This is a genomic window from Solwaraspora sp. WMMA2080 (assembly GCF_027497395.1).
GTDB lineage: Bacteria > Actinomycetota > Actinomycetes > Mycobacteriales > Micromonosporaceae > Micromonospora_E.
The window spans coordinates 3897053-3914720 of sequence record NZ_CP114910.1; the positions used below are offsets into that span (position 1 = coordinate 3897053).

General features: G+C 72.0%; 15 protein-coding genes and 1 pseudogene. 7 read left to right on the forward strand and 9 right to left on the reverse strand.

Annotation, left to right across the window (positions count from 1 at the left end; translation table 11 throughout):
- Position 1 precedes the first annotated feature (1 nt).
- Genes O7543_RS17760 through O7543_RS17775 form a run of 4 tightly spaced genes read left to right on the forward strand, consistent with a single transcriptional unit; the run spans position 2 to position 4231 of the window.
- Positions 2–1930: an MFS transporter gene (locus O7543_RS17760; RefSeq protein WP_281552797.1), complete on the forward strand. Its 1929-nt coding sequence runs from the start codon at positions 2–4 to the stop codon at positions 1928–1930.
- A 6-nt stretch (positions 1931–1936) separates the two neighbouring features.
- On the forward strand, positions 1937–2485 hold the full coding sequence (locus tag O7543_RS17765; protein ID WP_281552796.1) for a hypothetical protein: 549 nt from the start codon (positions 1937–1939) through the stop codon (positions 2483–2485).
- A complete protein-coding gene (locus O7543_RS17770; RefSeq protein ID WP_281552795.1) occupies positions 2482–3609 on the forward strand; it encodes a M23 family metallopeptidase in 1128 nt (375 codons plus the stop codon). Before O7543_RS17765 ends, O7543_RS17770 begins: the two co-directional genes overlap by 4 nt.
- A 34-nt stretch (positions 3610–3643) precedes the next feature.
- A complete protein-coding gene (locus tag O7543_RS17775) occupies positions 3644–4231 on the forward strand; it encodes a hypothetical protein (protein WP_281555805.1) in 588 nt (195 codons plus the stop codon).
- Positions 4232–4271: 40 nt separating this feature from the next.
- Here the strand turns inward: O7543_RS17775 and O7543_RS17780 are convergent, their stop codons facing one another.
- Positions 4272–4778, reverse strand: a complete 507-nt coding sequence (locus O7543_RS17780; RefSeq protein ID WP_281552794.1) for a hypothetical protein — start codon at positions 4776–4778, stop codon at positions 4272–4274.
- Between the two features lie 259 nt (positions 4779–5037).
- Between O7543_RS17780 and O7543_RS17785 the strand changes: the two genes are divergently transcribed.
- Together O7543_RS17785 and O7543_RS17790 are read left to right on the forward strand one after the other, a co-directional pair.
- A complete protein-coding gene (locus tag O7543_RS17785) occupies positions 5038–7809 on the forward strand; it encodes an FtsK/SpoIIIE domain-containing protein (RefSeq protein WP_281552793.1) in 2772 nt (923 codons plus the stop codon).
- Positions 7810–7925: 116 nt separating this feature from the next.
- A complete protein-coding gene (locus tag O7543_RS17790; protein ID WP_281552792.1) occupies positions 7926–8498 on the forward strand; it encodes a hypothetical protein in 573 nt (190 codons plus the stop codon).
- Positions 8499–8513: 15 nt separating this feature from the next.
- Here O7543_RS17790 and folE read toward each other — a convergent pair whose 3' ends face one another.
- From folE to O7543_RS17810, 4 genes are all read right to left on the reverse strand, one after another.
- Complete coding sequence (gene folE, locus O7543_RS17795; protein WP_281555804.1) at positions 8514–9197, reverse strand: GTP cyclohydrolase I FolE; 684 nt, start codon at positions 9195–9197, stop codon at positions 8514–8516.
- A complete protein-coding gene (gene ftsH / locus O7543_RS17800) occupies positions 9194–11209 on the reverse strand; it encodes an ATP-dependent zinc metalloprotease FtsH (protein ID WP_123603842.1) in 2016 nt (671 codons plus the stop codon). The genes folE and ftsH overlap by 4 nt, the downstream gene beginning before the upstream one ends.
- A 274-nt stretch (positions 11210–11483) precedes the next feature.
- The gene (gene hpt / locus O7543_RS17805) at positions 11484–12059 is read right to left on the reverse strand and encodes a hypoxanthine phosphoribosyltransferase (protein WP_281552791.1); all 576 of its coding nucleotides are present in this window, start codon (positions 12057–12059) and stop codon (positions 11484–11486) included.
- 92 nt (positions 12060–12151) lie between these two features.
- Positions 12152–12280: a hypothetical protein gene (locus tag O7543_RS17810; protein WP_278172054.1), complete on the reverse strand. Its 129-nt coding sequence runs from the start codon at positions 12278–12280 to the stop codon at positions 12152–12154.
- A gap of 198 nt (positions 12281–12478) precedes the next feature.
- Between O7543_RS17810 and O7543_RS17815 the strand changes: the two genes are divergently transcribed.
- A complete protein-coding gene (locus O7543_RS17815; RefSeq protein ID WP_281552790.1) occupies positions 12479–13441 on the forward strand; it encodes a helix-turn-helix domain-containing protein in 963 nt (320 codons plus the stop codon).
- A gap of 3 nt (positions 13442–13444) precedes the next feature.
- Here the strand turns inward: O7543_RS17815 and tilS are convergent.
- From tilS to O7543_RS17835, 4 genes and pseudogenes are all read right to left on the reverse strand, one after another.
- Positions 13445–14416 (reverse strand): annotated as a pseudogene (tilS, locus tag O7543_RS17820) (tRNA lysidine(34) synthetase TilS); the annotation flags it as partial.
- Positions 14417–14423: 7 nt separating this feature from the next.
- Positions 14424–15497 carry a zinc-dependent metalloprotease gene (locus O7543_RS17825; protein WP_281552789.1) on the reverse strand — a complete coding sequence of 358 codons (1074 nt, stop codon included), beginning with the start codon at positions 15495–15497 and terminating at the stop codon, positions 14424–14426.
- A 51-nt stretch (positions 15498–15548) separates the two neighbouring features.
- Positions 15549–17072, reverse strand: coding sequence for a D-alanyl-D-alanine carboxypeptidase/D-alanyl-D-alanine-endopeptidase (gene dacB, locus O7543_RS17830; protein WP_281555803.1), 1524 nt, complete (start codon positions 17070–17072; stop codon positions 15549–15551).
- A complete protein-coding gene (locus O7543_RS17835; RefSeq protein WP_281555826.1) occupies positions 17069–17257 on the reverse strand; it encodes a hypothetical protein in 189 nt (62 codons plus the stop codon). Before O7543_RS17835 ends, dacB begins: the two co-directional genes overlap by 4 nt.
- Positions 17258–17668: the final 411 nt, after the last annotated feature.

Here is a 17668-nt window from a genome sequence, read left to right on the forward strand (position 1 = left end):
CGTGGCGAGGACCGCGACCCGGTGCACCGCGCTCCTGCTCGCCGTCCTGACAGCCGCCGTGGCGAGCATCTCCTGGCCGGTACTCGGCGCGGCCGCTCCGGCCCAGGCCGCCCCGGCCGGGCCGGTCGCCCAACTGCCCGCCCAGGCACCGGCCGACCTGTGTCCGGTCGAGGCCTGGCAGGCCGACTTCCGGGCCTGTCTCGACCGACTGCAGGACGTCAGCTCGGCCCGCGCGCAGTGCCTCGACCCGCCAGCACCGAGCGCCCCCGACTCCGGCTTCGGCGGTTGGTTCGCCACCCAGCCGGAGACCTACGAGGGCGCCATCGGCCACTACACCAACTATGGGTACGCCGGCTACCGGTTCCCGACGTACGACCTCAACGGCGGATGTGCCTCCTCGGTGGTGAACGCCGACGTGGGTGTGTTCAACGGGGTCGCCAACCTGGAGATGATGGTCGCCACCGCGATCGTCGGCGCGTCCAACGCGATCCGGGAACGGGCCTGGGACCCGGGGACCATGTACGCCTGGGCCGACCCGCTGGTGGCGCAGGCGACCACGGCGATCTACGAAGAGGTGTTCACGGTCTTCGGGCTGATCACCCTCTGTGTGGTGGGCCTGTACCTGATCTGGCGGTCACGTCAGTCGGACATGAGCAACATGATCACGACGGCCGGCTGGGCGGTCCTGATCATGGTGGTGGTGACCGCGATCGCCGCCTGGCCGGTCCGCTCGGCGAACCTGGCGGACGAGGCGCTGACCAGCACACTGGGCGTGGTCCACGAGGCCGTCGGCCCGCGGGCCGTCGAGGTGACACCGGAGGAGTGCCCGTACCCCGACCCGCAGCAGTGTGCGGACCTGCGTCCGCCGGCTGTGCGGGCCAGCGACACGACCACGTCGTCGATGCTCTACCGCAACTGGCTGCGCGGCGTGCTCGGCTCGGCGGACACCGACACCGCCAAGAAGTACGGCCCGGTGCTCTACGACGCCCAGGCGTTCACCTGGTCCGAGATCGAGGAGATCCGCGCCGACCCGGCACTGCGGGAACCGATCATCGAGGCCAAGAACCAGCAGTGGATGAAGGTCGCCGAGCAGATCCGGACCGAGGATCCGGAGGCGTACGAGCATCTGCAGGGCATCCGGGAGATGGACCGGGTCGGCACCGGCCTGATCGCCATCTTCGCGGCGGCCATGTTCGCCATGTTCGACCTCGCCGCGTCGCTGCTGGTCCTGCTCGGATTCCTGCTGTTCCGTTGGGCGGTCGTCGCCGCGCCGATCCTCGGGACCATCGGTCTGCTCCGGCCGGCCGGCGCGGGGATGCGTCGACTCGGCAACGCGGTCGTCGCCGCCGTCTTCAACATCGCGATCTTCGGCACCGGGGCGGCCGTCTACCTGTTCGCAGTCGACCTGATCATGAGCACCCCCACCCTGCCGGGCTGGCTGCAGGTGGTACTGATCTGGCTCTGCGGCATGGTCGGCTGGCTGCTGCTGCGTCCGTACCGGCGGATCACCGATCTTGGCGGCCGGGACGGCGGCGGCAGTTCGTGGAACCTGCGGTACTTCCGGGAAACCCGGGAGACCCGCGAGCCCGAACAGGTCGTGGTCAAGTCCAAGGACGGACGGGACCAGACCGTCGTCAAGCAGACCGTGGTGCGGCCGGAGGCCCGGTTGGAGGACCCGAGCAGCGACAAACCCGCCGGTGGTGCCGGCAGCACCGGACCGGCCAGGGAGCGGCCGGACGGCCGGGAGGACGGCTCCGAACCCACCGCCCAGCCCGGGTCGCCCCGACCATCGAGCCGACCCCGTCGCGCGTCGACGTGGACCGCGCCCGACGTCCCGGCCGAAGAGCACCAGTACGCCGTCTACCGGCCCGACAGCACCCGCAAGCCCGACGAGGCGCCGAAGCCGCGCATCCGTACCGAAGCTCGGTGACCCGGAATGCGTCCCGTCATCGCCTTGCTGACCCGGTTCCTCTTCCGGTCCCGGGTCGGGCTGGCGGTCGTGCTGCTCGTCGTCGTGGTCAGCGTGGTCGGCGTCGGTCAGGTCGTCGGCCGCGATGACGGGACCAGCGGGCCACTGCTGGGTGCACCCGGACCACAACCGGCATTGACCATCGACCCGACCGCCGGTGACGACGGAATACGGTCGGTGGCACCTGCCCCTGACCCGGTGACCAGCCCCGGTGCCGCAGATCCGCCGACGGTCGCCGTCGCGTTCGCGACCGCCTGGCTCGATCGCGGCCTCGACGCCGAGCAGTGGCACGCCGGGCTGCGGCCGTACGCCACCGAGGAACTGGCCGAGAAGCTGGTCGGCGTCGATCCGGTGGCCGTGCCGGCCGAGCGGTTGACCGGTGAACCGGCGGTCATTTCGTACGCGACGAATCTGGTCGAGGTGGTGATCGAGGTGGATTCCGGTACGTTGCGGCTACGGTTGACCGGCTCCGACGGACAGTGGCTGGTCGACGGCGTCGACTGGGTGCGGGCATGAACGACAGCCCCGGCATGCGGACCCGCGCCGCCCGGCACGTCGCCCTGACCGTGGCGCTGACCGCGACGCTGGTGCTGCTCTGCTGCACCGGCGGGATCGGTGCGGTGCTGTTCAGCGACGACGAGCCGGATTCGGCGCTGTTCGCCGCCTTCGGCTGCGGGCGGGACGGCCCGGTCGACCCCGACCAGGCGCCCCGGGTCGGGCCGTACGGGCCGGACCAGGTCGCCAACGCGGCGGTGATCATCAACACCGGCGCGGAGCTGTCGGTGTCGCCGCGCGGCTGGGTGATCGCGGTGGCAACCGCCATGCAGGAGTCGGCACTGCGGAACCTGGGGCATCTCGGCGACCGCAACGACCACGACTCGGTCGGCCTGTTCCAGCAGCGACCCAGCCAGGGCTGGGGCACCCCGGTACAGCTACAGGATCCGGCGTACTCGTCGCAGAAGTTCTACCAGAAGCTGCTGACCATCGACGGCTGGGAGACGATGGCGCTGACCGACGCCGCCCAGCGGGTGCAGGTCAGTGCCTTCCCGGACGCGTACGCCAAGCACGAACCGTTGGCGACCCGGATCGTCAACATCCTCACCGGCGGCGCGGCCCGCGCGGTCGCCGGCCCGGACGGGCTGCTGCGCTGCGCCGCCGACGGCGAGGTCGCCGCCTCAGGATGGACCCGACCGGTGCCGGGCAACGTCGGGTCCGGCTTCCGGACCAGCTCCCGGCCCGGACACAACGGCGTGGACATCGCCCAGCCGAAAGGCACCCTGATCCGGGCCGCCTCGGCCGGCCGCGTCATCGTCTCCCGGTGCGACCCGGACCAGTACGGCCGCCTCGACTGCGACGTCGACGGCTCGCCCAGCAAAGGTGGCTGCGGCTGGTTCGTCGACATCCTGCACGCCGACCAGGTGATCACGAGATACTGTCACATGGTGAAGCGGCCGGAAGTCGGCGAAGGCGACCTGGTAGACGCCGGACAGGTGATCGGCGAGGTTGGCTCCAGCGGCAACTCGTCCGGCCCGCACCTGCACTACGAGATCCATCTCAACGCAGACCGCAGCAGCCGCGGAGCCGTCGACCCGGTGCCGTTCATGCGGGAGCGGGGCGCGCCGCTCGGTGAGAGTGGCTGACCGACCGGAGGAAACTGCGTTGACCCGGGACCCGATGCCGGACCCGTTCGCGGATCAACCGAACTGGGCGCCTCGACCGCCGCGACCGACAGCGCTGGTGCCAGCCGCCGTCGCAGCCACGCTACGCGGCCGGCGGGTCTGGGTTGGCCTGCCGGGCACCGGATGGCGCGGCGACCTGCGCGGCGACGAGAAGGTCGTGCAGCGCAGCCGCACCTACGTGCCGGTGCTGCCGGAGCAGGAATGGTACCGGGCCGAATCGGAGGGGGTGGAGGTGTTCGCCCCCCTGGTACCGGCCGACCGGGTCTGGGTCGAGCAGCCGGACGACACGCTGACCCACCCCGGGCGGGGCGACGTGCTGTCCCGGCTCGTGTCGCTGGATGCCCCGGCACCCCGTTTTCCGGTGCCGGTGGTTGACGCGGGGCCGCTGGTCGGCCGACGGCTGGTGCACATGGACGACGGCCAGGAGCGCCGCGACCTGCGCGCGGTGACCGAGTTGCACTCCGGCGCCGATGGGGACATCTGTGTTCGGGCGGCCACCGAGCTGGCCTGGTACCGGTGGGTTTGGACGGGTCAGCCGCCGGAGACGATCGAACTGCCGGTCCATCTGGTCTGGGTGGAGTGACGTCGGCAGCCTTGCCGGCGAGACCGAGGCGGTCGAGCGCTCAGCTCGTCTGTTCGGCTCCACACACCCGCCAACCACCCTGGTCGACCACGTGGAACCGCCAGTCGGCAGTTGTGGCGAACATCCGGCCGTTGAACGTGGCCGTCTGTCGTACGGTCGCCGAAACCACCGCCGAGCTCTCCGACTCGGACACCAGCGCGACCGACTGGACCCGCACGATGACCGTGCTGCCTCGTTCCTCGCTGGCAACGACCTGCTCCCGCAGCCGTTGGACGGCCGACAGATCCGGGTCGGTGCAGGTGAAACCGTCGGCCTGGAGGTCGTCGCGGGCCGACAGGTAGGCCACGAGGTAACCACGGACCGTCGATTCGGGGGTGCCCCGGTCGGGGGTGGTGACGCTGGTGTAGAGGACGAACGCGACGCTGACGCCGCCGAGGCAGAGCAGCGCGGTGATCCCGGCAGCCAGCACCAACGCCAGCCGTAGCCGGCGGCCGGGTGGCACCACGGGCGGCACTCCGACGCCGGGAGCGATTCGCTGCCTGGGCACCCGTCCACGGCGTACAGGGGCCGCCGCCGGCCGGGTCTGCTCCACCCCTCGACAGTATCCGTCGCGAACGTGAGACTGAATAGCCGGTTCGAGTCCTTATTGGTCACATATCCGGCGAAGCACCCTGACGAGTACTGATCAGGCGGGAAACCTCGGTCACCCCACATCCGGCTGCGGACCGGCTGGGATACCGTCTCAGGTCTGAACTCAACCGGCGCTCGCGGACGAGCTGCCGTACAGCGGTAGGCAGGTGGTCGACATGGGCATGGACCTGGACCGCGCCGCCGCGCTGCACCGCTCGGCGGCAGCCGTCGTCACCGCGCTGGACCAGGTTGACGCGGCCGGTGGCGGCCGTACCACCGGCTCCGATCAGCACGAGGTCGCCGAGCAGCTCCGCAGCCTCGCAGCGCGGCTGGCCCCCGGCTGGTGGGGTGCCCCGCTCGACGCCCAGACCCCGACGATGCCGATGGGCGGTCTCGACCACGTCGGCCACCTGCGGATCGGCATCGCCCAGCCACTGGACGACGCCCGGTTCCCGGTGGTCGTCCCGTTCCTCGGCAGCGGGCATCTGACGCTCGACGGCGACATCCGCGACCGACGGGTCGCCGGGCTGCTGCGGGCCGTGCTGCTCCGCCTGCTGGCCGCCGTACCGCCGGAACGGGTGTCGGTGCGCACGGTGGACGGCGTCGGTGCCGCGGGCGAGGACGTGCTCGGCCCTTTCCGGCCGTTGACCGAGGCCGGCGTGCTGCGCCCGGCCGCCACCGACGTCACCGGGCTGCGGGCCGCCCTGGCCGAGGCGGAGCAGTGGATCCGACCGGCCCGACCGACGGTCGCCCGGCACCACCGGCAGGGGCGGTTCATGCTGCTGATAATCGCCTCGCTGCCCGAACTCACCGACGGTGTCGTGCTCGACCGGATCGCCCGGCTTGCCCAAGTGGGCCCCGAGCATGGCCTGCATCTGGTCGTCGCCGGCTGGCCGCCGCCTCCGCTGGACACCGAGCAGACCCGCGCCGACCTGCCGTGCAGCACCATGGTGCGGCTACGGAATCCGTACGTCCTGGTCGGTGACCCGCCCGGGGACACCTTCCGCGACCTGCCGGCCGGAGCGGGCGGCGACCACCTCGGCGGTCTCGACGCGCCGGTGTACCTGGACCGGCAGCCACCCCAGCAGCTGATCGACCAGGTGTGCGCGGAACTCGTCGCCCGGTCCGAGGTCGGTGCCCGTCCACCGCTGACCGACCTGCTGCCCGACCCGGCGGACGGAACGGTCGCCGGATCCGCCGCCGACGGGCTGGTGGCCGCAGCGGGGTTCGACGGACACCGGCCGGTCCTGCTCCGGTTCAACGACATCACCCCACACTGGTTGGTGGCCGGGCAGGCCGGCGCAGAGGTGGACCAGTTCCTCACCGCCCTCCTGTACGGGCTGGCGGTACGGCACGATCCCGCCGAGGTGACCCTGCATCTGGTGGACCTGTCGCCCGGCGAGTCGTTCACCAGCGTGCTGCCCGGCGTCACCGACCCGTCCGGGCTGCCGCACATCGCGACGGCCGGGGTGGACGCCGACCCGGAGTACGGACTGTCGGTGCTGCGTCAGGTGGCGGCGGAGGTCGACCGGCGCTCCTTCCTGGCGACCCGCAATGGGACGACCCGGTTCGCCGAGCTCGCCGCCGCCACGGGCACGACCCGCGTTCTCTGCGTGCTCAAGGATCCGGCCCCAATGCTGGACCTGACCGGACCGGTCGCCGACGAGTCACTCGACCTGCTCGAACGGATCGCCAGGGGCGGGCGCGGCAGCGGAGTCCACCTGCTGATCGCCGACTCCGGGACCGGCCCAGCTCCCGGGTCGGAGCAGAGCGTCGGATCCGATGAGCCTGACGGGTCGGGCGGCTGGGTGGGCTCAGGCGGTTGGGTCGGCCCCGATCCGGCCGGCGGGTCGACCGGCGGTGGCTGGTGGCGGCGGGATTCGCTGCTGAGCCAGTTCCCGGTCCGGGTGGTGCTGGCCGGCGGTGACTGGCTCCTGGAGCCGAGCAACGACGCCGCGGTCGGGCTGCCGACGGGTCGGGCAGTGGTGAACACCGCCGGCGGGCTGGGCGGCCCGCGTGGGGCGACCCGCGGCCACGAACGTACCGTCGTGTTTCCGGATCCGTACACGGACCGGCCTGGGTTGGCCGGGCTCCGCCGGCAGCTGTGGTCGCGCCGTGCGGCCGACGCCCGGCCGCCGCAGGTCTTCGCCGGCTACCTCCAGCCGGAGCTCGAATCGGACGAGACCTACCAGCGGGTGCTGGCCGACCCGCCGGACACTCCAGCCGGACTCTTCGGCCGGGCCGTCGAGCTGCCGGGGCGGACAGCGGAGTTCCGGTTCGAACGTGCCCCCGGTCGCCACCTCGCCATCTTCGGCTCCCGGGAGAGCACCGCGAGCCTGCTGGCCACGGTGGTACGCAGCGCCGCGGCACACCACCAGCCCGGCACCGCCCGCATCCTGTTGCTGTCGATGGGCGAACACGACCGCCGGCAGTTGACCGACCTCGCCCGAGCGGTCGGCGTCCGTCAGCCGACCGAGGTGGTGGATCTGGAGGTTCTCCGGACGCTGGGCGACGCAGCCGGCCCCGCGTACCTGGTCATCGCCACCGCCGACGTTCTCGAGCTCGGCGGGCCGGCCGCCGCCCGCCTGCGCAACCTGTTGGACTCCGGGCCGGCCCGCGGCATCCATCTGCTCTCCGGCTGGGAGCAGCCGGACTCGTTCCTGGCATTTCTCGGTCCCAGTCCGGACCTGATCGCCGGGATCGTCCTGCTCGACCGGCCGGTGACCGAGCAGGCCGCGACGGCCGGGCCAGTCGGGTTCGCCGGCCGGCTGCCGGCTTGGCACCCCCGCCCGCAACGTGGTCTGTTGTACGACGCGCAGACCGACCGGCGCACCGTCTTCGTCCCGTTCCAACCGGCCGGGACCGGGGCCGACACCGGGGAGGGGCGCGTCGTAGCCGACACCGGGGAGGGGCGCGTCGTAGCCGACACTGCGGAGGGCGCGGCGTGACTGGGAACGGCACCGGAGACGAGTGGGCGGAGTACGTAGCGGCCGCCCGACGGTTGGCCCGGCTACGCCACGGCCAAGGGCGGCCAACGGACGGTCCAGCTGGCGACCGGCGCTCAATGGACCTGACGGTGCTGCGCGACCGGCTCGCTGTCCAGCGGCGTCAACTGGTCATGCTCGGCGTACCGCCTGGCCTGCTCAATCCGATGCCGCCGGAGGTAGCCGCGGTCCACGCCGCGGTCAGTGCCTCAGCCGGGGCTTCGGTCGGTGCCGCAGTGCGGATGCCTGCCTCCTTGGCAGTCGGGTCGCCGGCCCGGCAGGCGGCGATCGCGCGAGCGCACGCGCAGGTCGACGCCGCCAACGGCGACCTGGCCGTCGCGGCGGGTCCGTCTGGCGGTCCCCCGCCGTGGCTTCGCAACCTGCTGGTGTACGGGCCGTTCGCGGTGATCGTCCTGATGATCCAGTTGGCCATGTTCGTGGTCGCCGGAGACCAGGCACCGCTGGGCTACGCGCTCGGCTGCGGGCTGGTCCTGCCGCTGGTCGCGTTCGGCCTTGGCTGGCTGGCGGTCGGTTTCGTATTCGGCGGGCCGCGCCAGCGGCCGGACCGCACACCGTTGGTGGGGGCGCTGGTCTGCGCGGTCCCGCTGGTGCTGGCGTTGGTGCTGGCGGCGCTGATCTCGCTGCTCGGGTGAATCGGGCAGTTGGCGTCAGCTGTGGATGATCAGGCTCATCGCTTCAGCACGGGACTTGGCGTCGCGTTGGAACACACCGCGTACGGCCGAGGTGATGGTACGGGCACCAGCCTTCTGGATGCCGCGCATCGCCATGCACATGTGTTCGCACTCCAGCACGGTGACCACACCGCGCGGCTCCAGCCGGCTCATCAGCATGTCGGCGATCTGCGAGGTGAGCCGCTCCTGGACCTGTAGCCGCCGGGCGTAGACCTCGACCAGGCGGGCCAGCTTCGACAGGCCGGTTATCCGGCCGGTCGCTCCGGGAATGTACCCGATGTGCGCCACGCCCCGGAACGGCAGCATGTGGTGCTCGCACAGCGACATCACCTCGATGTCGCGGACCAGCACCAGCTCGTCGTGGTCAGCCTCGAAGGTGGTGGTGAGCACCTGGGCCGCGTCGGCCCGCAGACCCGCGAGCAGCTCGGCGTACGCCCGAGCGACCCGGGCCGGCGTCTGGCGCAGCCCGTCACGGTCCGGGTCCTCGCCGACGGCGATGAGGATCTCCCGTACGGCGCGCTCGATCCGGGTCAGGTCGACGGAGCGTTCGACCGGCGTGCCGTTGAGTTTGCCGTTGATCAGTCGGGCGGCGAGATAGTCCAGCGCGTCGTCGTCGGGTTCGGTCGACGACGCGCTGGACGGTAGGTCAGGGCTGCTCAGGAGGTGCCGTCCGAGTTCGCGGACATGCCACCGCCGAAGACGGCTTGAGCCCCGTCGGCGACCGCCTGCCGGCCGAGGTTCTCCTTCTCGGCCGGGGTCAGCACCGGCGGCTCAGTGGACGGCTGCCGCTTGCCGAAGCCGTTGAAGGGTGCCATCGGCGGCCGCTTGACCACCCGCTCGCAGATCCGGGCCATGTCGGACTGGGAAATGGTCTCCTTCTCCATCAGCTCCAGCACCATGGTGTCGAGCACGTCGCGGTACTCGACCAGGATTTCCCAGGCCTCATCGTGGGCCAGCTCGATGAGGGCGCGGACCTCGCTGTCGATCTCAGCGGCGATCGAATCGGAGTAGTCCCGCTCGTGGCCCATGGTCCGGCCGAGAAACGGCTCGTCGCCGTTGGTGCCGTACTTGACGGCGCCGAGTTTGGCGCTCATGCCGTACTGGGTGACCATGGCCCGGGCCAACGCGCTGGCCTTCTCGATGTCGTTGCCGGCACCGGTGGTGGGCTCGTGGAAGACCAGTTCCTCGGCGGCCCGGCCACCGAGGGCGTACGCCAGGGTGTCGATCATCTCGGCACGGGTCTGGGTGTACTTGTCCTCGGTCGGAAGCACCAGGGTGTGGCCCAACGACCGCCCCCGGGACAGGATGGTCACCTTGTGCACCGGGGCGGCGTGTGGCAGGGCCCAGGCCACCAGGGCGTGACCGCCCTCGTGATATGCGGTGATCTTCTTTTCCTTGTCGCCCATCACCCGGGTCCGCCGCTGTGGGCCGGCGACCACCCGGTCGATCGACTCCTCCAAGGCCTCGTTGGTGATCGCCCGGGCGTCCTGCCGGGCGGTCAGCAGCGCCGCCTCGTTGATCACGTTGGCCAGGTCGGCGCCGCTGAATCCGGGGGTACGCCGGGCCACCGCGTCCAGATCGACGTCCGGGGCGAACGGCTTGCCCCGGGCGTGCACCCGCAGGATCGCCTTGCGGCCCTCCATGTCCGGGGCGTCGACCGGGATCTGCCGGTCGAACCGGCCGGGGCGCAGCAGCGCCGGGTCGAGGATGTCGGGTCGGTTGGTGGCGGCGATCAGGATCACGCCGCCCTTGGTGTCGAAGCCGTCCATCTCGACCAGCAACTGGTTGAGGGTCTGTTCCCGCTCGTCGTGGCCGCCGCCCATGCCGGCACCACGGTGCCGGCCGACCGCGTCGATCTCGTCGACGAAGACGATCGCCGGGGCGTTCGCCTTGGCCTGCTCGAACAGGTCACGGACCCGGCTGGCGCCGACACCGACGAACATCTCGACGAAGTCGGACCCGGAGATCGAGTAGAACGGCACACCGGCCTCGCCGGCCACCGCCCGGGCAAGCAGGGTCTTCCCGGTGCCGGGTGGACCGAACAGCAGTACGCCCTTGGGGATCTTTGCACCGAGTGCCTGGTACTTCGCCGGGTTCTGCAGGAAGTCCTTGATCTCCTGCAACTCCTCGACGGCCTCCTCGGAGCCGGCCACATCGGCGAAGGTGGTCTTCGGGGTGTCCTTGGTGATCACCTTCGCCTTGGACTTGCCGAAGTTGAGCACACGGGACCCGCCGCCCTGCATCTGCGACATGAACAGCAGCAGCAGGATCACCAGGATGGCGATCGGTAGCAGGTTGACCAGCAGGGTGATGAAGATGCTGTCCGACGACACCTCGGCCTCGGCCGGGCCGGTCACCCGGCCGGCCTCCTTGGCGGCCAGCACGTCGGTCCAGATCTCGTCGCCGACCTCGTACGGGAACTGGGCCTCGATCCGGTCGGTCTCGGTGTCGCCGAACTCTTCCGGCTCGGCGAGGTCGAGCCGGAGCGTCTGCTCCCGGTCCTGGAATATCGCCTTGTCGATGCCGCCCTGCTCCAGCCGCTCCAGCGCCACCGAGGTGTCCACCTTGTGGTAGCTGGGGCCGTTGGTGAAGAACGAGCTGAGCGCTATCGCACCGATGATCACCAGGATGATCCAGACCACCGGCCGGCGGAAGAAACGCGTACGTTCCATACGTATGTCGAGCGCCGCAGCGCCCGGACCCTCCTGATCGACGTTCTGACCGTCTGGTTAGCCACTCCGGGGCGCCAACCGAGCGCCACGGTCATTCGAAGGTACACCGTGGTGACGAGGTGCGCGTCCGCGAGCCCGGTCGACCCGCGCTCCGTCCGCTGGTCCCACGTCGGCGCGGTCAGCTGACCCGCGCCACCGCATACCGTAGCGCTGTTTCCTGGGAGTGGCCTGGACGTCCCGAGGAGTTTCCCGACGGCTGACACACCGGCGGCGGTCAGCCGCGGCCGTACACCTCGGGCTTGAGCACCCCGACGTAGGGCAACTCGCGGTACCGCTCGGCGAAGTCCAGGCCGTAGCCAACCACGAACTCGGTGGGGATGTCGAAGCCGACATACCGCACCGGGACCTGCACCTTGACCGCCTCGGGCTTGCGGAACAGCGCGACCACCTCCACGCTCGCCGCCGACCTGGACGCCAGGTACTTCAGCAGCCAGGACAGGGTGAGGCCGGAGTCGATGATGTCCTCGACCACCACCACGTGCCGACCGGCGATGTCCCGCTCCAGGTCCTTGAGGATGCGGACCACGCCGGAGGAGGTGGTGCCCTGCCCGTAGGAGGAGACGGCCATGAACTCCAACTCGACGGGAGCGCCCTGCCGGCCGAGCTCACGGGCGAAGTCGGCCATGAACATGACCGCGCCCTTGAGCACGCAGACCAGCAGCAGTCCACCCGTCACGTCGGCGTAGTCAGTGGCGATCTGCTTGGCGAGTTCCGCGGTCTTGTCGCGGATCTGTTCCTCGGAAATGATCACACGGTCGATGTCGGCGTCGTACCAGGAGCCGTCAGCCATGCGCTAAGCCTGCCGCATCCGGCCGGCCAGCCGACACCGGGGCCGGCGGATACTCACGTGGCGCCGGTGGGTGACGGTGGTCCAGCCGACGGTCACCGGGGCCGGCGGACACCGTCGTGACTCGGCCGCCAGTCGGCCGAGTCACGACTGTCCCGGGTGAGGCCGGCCGCCGAGGCGGCGGCGAGCAGCAGGATGATCGACACGACGATAAGAAGTTCCATGGCGGCAGCCACCTTCACGTTGGTCCTGACGGGAGGTTCACCCTGGTCCCGATGGGTGTGTTCACCCTGGTCCCGATGGGTGTGCCGCCGGTGCGCACCGGACGTCGACACCAAGTCTGCGCGCCGGCCCGCTGAGCGAACAGCGGCAGAGATGCCACTGTTCATCGAAATCCTGCCACCGTGGGCTAGACTCGTCGCATGCTTCGTACCGTCGCGGTGATCGCGCTCGACGGCGTAGCCCCGTTCGAGCTCGGGGTGGTCTGCGAGGTCTTCGGTCACGACCGCACCGCGGACGGCTTCCCCGGATACCGCTTCGACGTCTGCACCGTCGACGGCGGCCCGGTCCGCACCAGCTCCGGCTTCTCGCTGCTACCCACCGCCGATCTGCGGCCGGTCGCCGACGCCGACCTGGTCGCCGTGCCCGCGGCCAGCTTCCACGACGCCGTCGCCGCACCGGTGGTCGACGCGTTACGCGCCGCCGACCGCCGCGGCGCCACCCTGCTCAGCGTCTGCTCCGGCGCATTCGTGCTCGGCGCCGCCGGCCTGCTCGACGGCCGCGAATGCACCACCCATTGGCGGTACGCCGACGAGCTGGCCCGCCGCCACCCGACCGCCCGGATCCGGTGCAACTCGCTGTACGTGGCCGACGGCAACGTGCTGACCAGCGCCGGCACCGCCGCCGGGATCGACGCCTGCCTGCATCTGGTCCGCCAGGAGCACGGCTCCGCCCTGGCGACCAGACTCGCCCGCCGGATGGTGGTGCCGCCGCACCGCGACGGCGGGCAGGCCCAGTTCATCGAGACGCCGATCGCGGCCAGCCCGACAGCGGCCACGCTGGAGTCGGTGCTGGTATGGATGCAGCAGCACCTGGACACCACGATCAGCGTGGAGGAACTGGCTGCCCGGGCACACATGGCACCGCGTACCTTCGCCCGCCGGTTCCGGGCCGAGACCGGCACCACGCCGCACGACTGGCTCACCGGCCAGCGGGTGCTGCTGGCCCGCCAGCTACTGGAGGAGACCAGCCTGGGGGTGGAGACGGTGGCCCGGCGGTGCGGCTTCGGCGACGCCGCCACCCTCCGGCACCACTTCAGCCGGCGGGTCGGCGCCACACCCCAGGCGTACCGTGGCACGTTCCGCGACCGGACCGCCGTCGGCTGAGCCGGCCGACAGTTCACCCCCGGCCCGACGCACCTCGATACCACCCGGCAGGTGCACCGCCCGCTGCCCACGCCACCGGGTGACCAGTGCGTCGAGAGCGGTGACGTGCCGGTACGCCAACGCCCCGGCCGGCGCACCGAGCCGCAACGCCCAGCGGTGCAGCACCCGGGTCCGCACCGCGTCCGGCAGCTCGGTCAGGACCGGGACCGCCAGCCCACCACCGGGTGTGGCGGCCCGGTCCGACGCGGCGTCGGCCAGCCCGTCCAGCGTCGTGTTGTCGGCGGCGACCAGCGTGGCGGTCCGCGCCAGATTCGCCACCACCGCAGTGCCCAGCGCCTCGACCAGGGCCGGCAGCGCGTCGGCCCGGACCCGGGCTCGGGCGTACGCCGGGTCGGTGTTGTGCGGGTCGGCCCACGGGGTGAGGCCGAGCGCCGCGCAGGCCGCCCGGGTCTGCTCCCGCCCCACGTCCAGCAGCGGACGCAGCACCGTGACGCCGTCCACCTGGCGGGCCGGCGGCATCCCGGACAGGCCGGCCGGACCGGCCCCCCGGGCCAGCGCCAGCAGCACCGTCTCGGCCTGGTCGTCGCGGGTGTGACCGAGCAGCACGGCGGCCGCCCGGTGCCGGTGGGCCACCCGGGTCAGCGCGGCGTAGCGGGCGGTCCGCGCCGCCGCCTCCGGGCCGCCGGCGGCACCGACCTCGACGGCGACGGTCTCGACCGGGTCGAACCCGGCCCCGGCCGCCCAGCCGGCCACGTCCCGGGCCTGCTCGGCGGACCCCGCCTGCAGGCCGTGGTCGACAGTCACCAGCCCGGCGCAGACCCCGCAGCGGGGGGCGACGAACGCGACCGTGGCCGCCAGAGCCAATGAGTCCGGGCCGCCGGAGCAGGCCACCAGCACCAGCCGGCCGGCGTACTCGCGCAGCATCCGCCGGACCGCGACACGCAGCTCGGCGACAGCCGGAGCGAGCCTGGGCACCCGCGGCTCAGACGACGGTCGGCGGCGAGCCGGAGACCGGGCCATGCACCCGGGCCACCCAGGCGTCCGGGTCGCCCAACTCCTCCAGCCGGGGCAGGGTCAACGGGGAGTCGAAGACCTTGTTGAAACCGGCCATGCCGACCCTGTCGACCACGCCGTGCACGAATTTGCGGCCTTCGGCGTACTGGCGCATCTTGACGTCCACGCCGAGCAGCCGGCGGATCGCCTTCTCCAGCGGGTTGCCGGCCTCGCGGCGGCGGTTGAAGCCGGCCCGGATCTGCTCCACCGTCGGGATGACCTCCGGCCCGACCCCGTCCATGACGAACTCGGCATGCCCTTCGAGCAGGGTCATCAGCGCGGTCAGCCGGTCGAGTACGGCGCGCTGCGCCGGGGTCTGCACGATGTCCAGCACGCTGGCCCGGCTCTGCGGGTCGCGGATCGACTCGGCTAGCGTGCCGACCCCGCGCCGGACCCGGTCGACGAAGTTGTCGCCACCGGCCTGCGAGGCGTCGACGAACGCCTGAACCTGGCCCAGGAAGTGGCCGCGCATCCACGGCACGGCGGTGAACTGGGTGCGGTGGGTGACCTCGTGCAGGCAGACCCAGAGTCGGAAGTCGCGCGGGTCGGCGTGCAGCTTGCGCTCCACCTCGACGATGTTCGGGGCGACCAGCAGCAGCTGGCCGGGGTCACCGGAGAACACCTCGTACTGACCGAGCACCCGGCCGGAGAGGTAGCCGAGCACCGTGCCGGCCTGCACACCGGTAACCCGGGAACCGATCGCGTCGGTGAGCGCGCCCGGCTGGCGGTCGCCGGCCGCCCGGGAGACCAGCGGCGTAATCACGTCACGCAGCCCGGAGATGTTGGCGACGGCCCAGTCCCGCCGGTCGACCACCCGCACCGGCGGGTGCGCGACCTGGGCCTGCAGACCGGTGTACGCCACGACGTGTCCGGCCGCTTCGTCGGTCAGCCGGCGAAGGTCGTTGACCACCTCGGTCGCTTCGTCGAGCGAAGCCTTCGGCCCCGACTTGCTCAGCGCGCCGGCGGTTGCGGCGGCCAGATCCCAGTCCACGAACTGCGCCATGCACCCACCGTACCCGGGTGACGCCCGCCGACCCTGGTGATCATGCCCCGGTCAACGGCAACCGCACCTGGCCAGGGTCGCGGCGATCCGGTCCAGGCCGGCCTGGGCGGCGTCGATGAGCAACGGCACCTCGTCGGCCAGCACCGCGAACGCCAGCAACCGGCCGTCGGCGGTGGTCACCGTGCCGGCCAACGCGTTGATTCCGGACAACGACCCGGTCTTGGCCCGCACCACGCCAGCGCCGATCCGTTGCGGGGCGTCCGCCGTCTGGTACCGACCCTGCAGGGTGCCGGACCAGGCGGCGACCGGCAGACCGGAGAACAGCCCGGTCAGCGCGGGGCGGTCGCCGCTGCCGGCGAGCACGGTCAGTTCGGTCAGCAGTCCCGGGGTCACCCGGTTGCTGCGGGACAGGCCGCTGCCGTCGTACAGGTCGCTCTGGTCGGCCGGCAACCCGAGTTCAGCCAGTACGGCGTCCATCGCGACCGCCGCCCCGGCGAACGACGCGGGTTCGCCCCGGGCGATGGCGACCTGCCGGGCGAGCGCTTCGGCGAGGACGTTGTCACTGTCGGCGAGCATCATCTCGACCAGCCGGGCCATCGGCGGCGATTCGATCCGGGCCAGTTCGGCACCCGGGCCGGCCTCCGCCGGCCGGTCGGGGTTTGCCCCCGACGACCGGTGGGGGGTCGCCGGCTGCCCGGTCGCCGACGAGGTCGGTGCGCCGGCGACCGCGTCGGCGCCGTCGACGGGTTGCGTCGGCGCGCCCGGCAGCTGGTCGGTGTAGCCGGCCGGTGTGGTGTCCACCGCGTTCGCCGGCAGCCCGAGAGCACGGGCGAAGGCCCGGCCGGCAGCCAGGTCCGGTGCGGCCGAGCGCGGCGCCCAGCCCTTGGCTGCGGCGGGATCGGTCCGGGCACCGTCCACCATCAGCGCGGTGATCGCGGCCGCGTACCCGCCGGTCGGGATGTCCTCGTCCCACCCGGGCCCGAACGCCGGTCCGGAGAAGAGCGAACTGTCGATCAGTACCTTGGTCGGCGCCGTGTCACCGAGGGCGCTACGGGTGGCGGCGGCCAGCACGTCGAGCCGGGCGGCCCCCGCGTAGTACCCGGTGTCACCGATCGACAAGGTCGGGTCGCCACCGCCGATCAGCACCACCTCGCCGGGCGCGGCTCCCGCGACCACCCGGGTCGTGATCCGATGTGTCGGCCCGACCGCGGCCAGCACCGTCGCCGCGGTGACCAGTTTGGTGGTCGACGCGGGCACGGTCAGCGCCGCCGGTTCGCGACCGTACAGAACCGCGCCGGTCGTCATGTCCCGGACCGAAACGTGCACCCGGTCGCCGAGGCCGGATCGGTTGACCGCCTTGTCCAGCGTCTCGGTCAGCCCGGCCGTGGTGGGAATCGGGGCGTCGACGGCCAACCCGGCCAGCACCGGACCCGGCGTCGGCTCGGCGGACATGCTCGGGCTCGGGCTCACCTCGGCGGCACCGAGCCAGCCGGCCACCGGGCCCGGCCGGAGTACCGCGATCGAGGTACCACCGGCCAGCAGGACGGCGACGGCGACGGCGACGGCGACGGTCAGCCGCCGGGCCCGGCGGCGGCGGTCAGGTGACGACTGGCTGGCCGGTGGCGCCGGCTCAACCGGTGCCGACCCGGACGATGCAGCGCCGGATGGTGCAGCTGGTGCCGAGCCGGATGGTGCACCGCCAGTCGGCGCAGACTCAGCCGGTACAGGCTCGGGCGGCGGAACCGGTCTGGCGGTGCCACGAGCCGGCACCGACGCGCGTCCGCGGTGGCCGCCCTCCGAGACGTCGGCCGGAGCCGCGTCGGCGCCGCCGGACACGGCCGGCACGTTGGCCCGGCCGGTCACGGGCGCCGACCCGGTGGCCGGCGGGGTTGCCTTAACAGATGGGTTCCCAGTGGGCGGCGGCGGGGCGGCCGGCGGCGGAGCGGCCCGGCCCGATGCCGTCGGATCTGGATCGCGCGCACCGGCCGGGGCGGCGGCAGAGTCCTCCGGCGGGACCACTTGGTCACCTTTCGCGGACGATCCACTACCCTCCGACGTGGGACTTGGCGCTCCGTCGGCCCGGTCGGGTTCACCGACGGCCCCAGCGGACTGTGAGTCTTCCCTCCCCACTGGCCCCACCTCCCAACTGACGAACGGACTAGGCGACACTA